Genomic DNA, 3,583 nt, shown 5'->3' on the forward strand with positions numbered 1-3,583 from the left:
CACGCGCCGGGGCGGGCGTGCTTCGGCCGGTGCCGCCGCGGCCGGTGCGGCGGGTGCCGGCGGGGCGATGACGGGGGGGGTCTGCGGCGGTGCGGCGGGTGCGGCCGGGATGGGCGCGCTGGCCGCCAGCGGCGGCGGCTCGGCCGGGGTCTCCCGGTTTCCGGGCAGCCAGCCGAGCAGCGCGGCGATGGCCGTCAGGCTGGCGGCGGTGACCGCCGTGGCGGCGAGCAGGATCAGCGGATGCGTGGTGCCGGCGCGCGGGCCGGACACGGTCTGCTGAACGGGGTGCGGGACGGGATGCGGGGTGGGGGTCGGCATGATCGGATCGCTCCGGTGGGGACAATGCCGATTCAACGTGCGATCCGCCGTGGCGCGGACCGCTGCAACAAAGGCTTACAACTTCAGTGCGCGACGAGGGTCACGGGGGCGCGGACTCGAGGCCGGTTTCCCTGCGGTTGACGCCGCATCGGCCCGTTGCCCTGCGCCGATGGCTTCACGCGTCGGGCGCGGTGTCGCGCGGCACGGTGCGACGCCGGCCGGGCAGGAGGAAGCGGCGGGGATCGACGGCGGCCGCCAGCTCGGTCTCGAGCGGCAGCGGGTCGCCGGCGATGTGGCTGGCCAGCAGTTCGCCGGCGAGCGCCGACCAGACCAGGCCGCGCGCGCCGAAACCGTCGATCAGGCAGAGTCCCGGCAGCGCCGGCAGGTCGGCCAGCACGCGGGGCGGGTGCGCCGGGTCGATGGCGCTGGTGTCGGCCAGCGGGCCGACCATCGGCAGGCGGTCGGGCGAGACCGGACGGCAGCCGACGCGTCCGTCGAGCGTGGCCGGATCGGGGGAGGGCGTCAGCGCGGCGGTGTAGCCGGGCAGGATGAAATCCAGCTTGGCGAGATTTTCCGCGTGTTCGGCCGGACGCAGCACCGTTCCGGTGTCGTCGGCCAGGAAGGTGGCGCCGGCGCTGCGCACGCCATCGACGGCGGGCGTGACGTAGCCGAGCCGGCAGACCACCACGCGCGGCGGGGAATCTGCCTCCGCCGCCGGCAGGTGTGTGACCTGTCCGCGCGCGGCGCGCAGCGGCAGCCAGGGGAGGACGCCCAGACGGCAGGCATCGGTGGCATTGGCGAGGATCAGCACCGGCGCCTCGGCGAGCGGACGGCCGTCCTCGCCGCACACCCGCCAGCCGCCGTCGATGCGTTCGACGGCGGTGGCGCGCACGCCGAAGCGGGTGCGGATGCGCTCGCCGTGCCGGGCCAGGTTGGCGCGGCAGAGGCTCGGCGGCTGCACCCAGGCGCCGCCCGGAAACCACCAGCCACCGGCCGGGGCCGGCCAGCCGGCCAGCCGCCCGGCCTCGTCGCGGTCGACGTGGCGCAGGTAGCCGGCGGGTGGGCGGAGCGTGTCGACCACGCGCCGTTGCGTCGCTTCATGCACGTCGTCGCGTGCCAGGTGGAGCACGCCGACCGGTCCCCAGCGCAGCGGCAGGCCGGCCTCGGCGAGATCGGCACAGTGCTGGCGGGTGTACAGGAAGGCGGCGCGGGTGAGGCGGGCCAGCCGGTTGTCGTCGAGCGAGGGGAGCGGGCGCAGCACGCCGGCGCGGTTGCCCGAGGCGCCTTGTCCCGGCGCTTCGGCCTGCTCGATCAGGTCGACCCGCCAGCCGCGCGCCGCCAGGCGCTCGGCCGCGCTGGTGCCGGCGAGACCGGCGCCGACGACGATGGCGCGGCGGTCCCCGGCGCCGATCCGGCCGTTTCGGCCCGCGGGGTTCGCCGCTCCGGGGCGCCGGCCGCGCAACATGTCGCGCTTGCCGGCGAAGCCCGGGGCCTTGTCGAGCTGCCAGCCGCTTGCCGCCAGCGCCTCGCGCACGCCGGCCGCCACCGACCAGGTGGCCAGCGTGGCGCCGGGGGCGGCGAGGCGGGCGAGCTGGCCGAGCAGCGCCGGCGACCACAGGTCGGGATTCTTCGCCGGCGAGAAGCCGTCGAGGAAGAAGGCGTCGATGCCGTCGCCGGGGTCGAGTTGCGGCAGCAGCCGCACCGCGTCGCCGAGGAGCAGGGTCAGGGTCACGCGGCCCTCGTCGAAGTGCAGGCGCTGGAAGCCCGGCACCAGCTGCGGCCATTGCGCGCGCAGCCGGGCGGCGAGCGGCGCCAGCACGGCCGCGTCGGTGGCCTCATCCACCCCGTCCGCATCGGCGAACAGGGTGGCGTGCACGGCGGCGATATCGGCGGCGGTGAAGGGGTGCTTTTCGCACGAGACGAAGTGCAGCCGTTCGCAGCGTTGCGCATCGGCGCGCCAGGCCGCCCAGGTGGCGAGGAAGTTGCCGCCGAGGCCGAAGCCGGTCTCGAGCACGGCGAAGCGCTCGCGTCCCCGCCAGCGCTCCGGCAGGCCGTTGCCGGCAAGGAAGACATGGCGGGCCTGGCCGAGGGCGCCGGCCGCGCTGTGGTAGACGTCGTCATAGACGTCGGAGCGCGGCGTGCCGTCGGCGGCGCGGAGCAGGGTGGCGGGAAGCAGGGTGTCGGGAAGCGGCGTCATGCGGCGGGCGGGGGGCCGGGGCGGGCGGGCGTGTCGAGTCCGGCGAAGACGTCCACGAGGATGGCGACACGCCGTATGCCCTTGCGCGAGAAGCGCCGGAACGGCCGCGCCAGGCGGCTCAGACGGCGCAGCCAGGGGAGCGCGCGCGCCAGCACCGCGCGCACCGCGTTGCCGCCCTCGGGCGAGTGCGCCGCGAAGTAGGCGGCGAGCAGAGCGGGCAGCAGGCGGCGGGATTCGGCCTCGTCGATCGGCCCGGCCAGCGAGACGGAATTCAGGAAGAGTGCCAGGTCGGTCGTCTGGACCACCGGCAGCGGCAGGAATTCGCCGAAGTTCTCCTCGAAGTCGATGCGCGTGGACACGCCGTCCTCGAGGGTGATGTTCTTGAGCTGCGCGCCGCCGTGCCACAGGCCGGCGCGGTGGAAGGCGCCCAGCTCGGCGGCGAGGCGCGGCAGCATCGTCCGCCATTCCTCCGGCGTCCAGCGTTCGAGGTGTTCGGCGGCGACGGTGCCGCAGTGCTCCAGCAGCAGGTAGCCGTCGCTGCGGTGGGCGAGGCGCGGCACGCGCGCGCCGGCGGCCGCCAGCGCCGCGATGCGCCGCGCCTCGAAGTCCATGCTGTACGCCGCTTCCGAAAGCGCCAGGGTGCGCAGCGGCAGCGGCTGCCCGGTGATGCGCTTGACCAGCCAGCGCATGAACAGCGTCTGCGTCAGCCGGCGCGGCCGTTCGGCCAGGCGCTTGGCGATGTAGCGCCGGCCGGCGTGCTCGACCAGCACCGTGCGCCGCGTCGGCCGTGCCGCCAGCGCCGCCTCGGCGGCGGCGACCAGCGCCGGGTCGGTGCCGGTCACGGCGACCCCGTCCCGGCTCGGGTGGCCGGGGCGGGCCACGGGATCGAGCGTGGCCGCTTCACCCTCACTCAGGACGCATCTGCGGGAAGAGGATCACGTCCCGGATGTTCGCGCTGTCGGTCAGCAGCATCACCAGCCGGTCGATGCCGATGCCGCAGCCGCCGGTCGGGGGCAGGCCGTATTCGAGGGCGCGGATGAAGTCGGCGTCGTAGTACATCGCCTCCTC

At 75.6% G+C, this 3,583-nt stretch carries 3 protein-coding genes and 1 pseudogene; all 4 read right to left on the bottom strand.

The features are described from left to right. A pseudogene (locus ACE3Q3_RS23460) lies at positions 1–318 on the bottom strand (hypothetical protein); the annotation flags it as partial. Between the two features lie 175 nt (positions 319–493). Next, entirely contained in the window at positions 494–2,515 is a 2,022-nt protein-coding gene (mnmC, locus tag ACE3Q3_RS23465; protein WP_374450133.1) for a bifunctional tRNA (5-methylaminomethyl-2-thiouridine)(34)-methyltransferase MnmD/FAD-dependent 5-carboxymethylaminomethyl-2-thiouridine(34) oxidoreductase MnmC, read from the bottom strand. After that, a complete protein-coding gene (locus ACE3Q3_RS23470) occupies positions 2,512–3,357 on the bottom strand; it encodes a hypothetical protein (protein ID WP_374450136.1) in 846 nt (281 codons plus the stop codon). The genes mnmC and ACE3Q3_RS23470 overlap by 4 nt, the downstream gene beginning before the upstream one ends. Before the next feature lie 64 nt (positions 3,358–3,421). Continuing rightward, on the bottom strand, positions 3,422–3,583 hold a 162-nt coding region (locus ACE3Q3_RS23475; RefSeq protein ID WP_374450138.1), incomplete at its 5' end, for an amino acid--tRNA ligase-related protein.

Source organism: Allostella sp., assembly GCF_041913585.1.
In the GTDB taxonomy this organism is placed as follows: domain Bacteria; phylum Pseudomonadota; class Alphaproteobacteria; order ATCC43930; family Allostellaceae; genus Allostella.